This is a genomic window from Vibrio sp. 10N.261.52.A1 (genome assembly GCF_002876325.1).
In the GTDB taxonomy this organism is placed as follows: Bacteria; Pseudomonadota; Gammaproteobacteria; order Enterobacterales; family Vibrionaceae; genus Vibrio; species Vibrio chagasii.
Map to the genome: position 1 here is coordinate 1 of NZ_MCYD01000296.1, position 698 is coordinate 698.

Genomic DNA, 698 nt, shown 5'->3' on the forward strand with positions numbered 1-698 from the left:
CCTAGCCACTACGCCCTAGCTATTATGGCTTAAATTCGTGATCACCATCCGGTCAGATTAGAGACTAAAATCACAAAAAACACACTCATCGTGATCGGCATCACCGTTACGCGGTGGATTTATTTGAACTGGATCGCTAATTATTATTGGGCCCATTTATCTACTCCTCCCCTCCTACTCCCCCTAGTTAATTTTCCATTAGGAGGATGTACGCTTACGCTAATTCACCGAAACTGCATTCATCCAAGAGTGGATAGTAAGAACCCTTTACCAGCGAGTATTATGTGTATCGCATGATTCATTAAGTTGGCTTAACTGCCCGCTGTTGTCTTTATTAAGCATCAAGCTAAATCTGTGATGGAATCACGGGGGAGGTTTAGCTTGTTGTGGGGGAAATAGGCACCAGTTTGGCAATGACGGGTGGGCTTGGGTAAAGAATCCAAGTCCCACCCACTTTTTTCTTACTCACTCAGTACTTACCAATTCCTACAGTTACTGCTGACCCAAAAATTTCTTATAATGATAAGCAGTAAAACTTAAAATTTGATCGATCGAGGACAAGCTAGATGGCGAGTGTCACTTTAAAAAACGTTTATAAATCATATGGCGATGTACAGATTTCTAAGGACGTAAACTTAGAGATCAACGAAGGTGAATTCGTCGTATTCGTTGGACCATCAGGCTGTGGTAAATCGACG

Annotated in this window: 1 protein-coding gene; it reads left to right on the forward strand. The window is 42.1% G+C overall.

Annotation, left to right across the window (positions count from 1 at the left end; genetic code table 11):
* Window positions 1-566: 566 nt before the first annotated feature.
* A partial coding sequence (locus BCT81_RS03640) for an ATP-binding cassette domain-containing protein (protein ID WP_133152529.1) occupies window positions 567-698 on the forward strand: 132 nt, incomplete at its 3' end.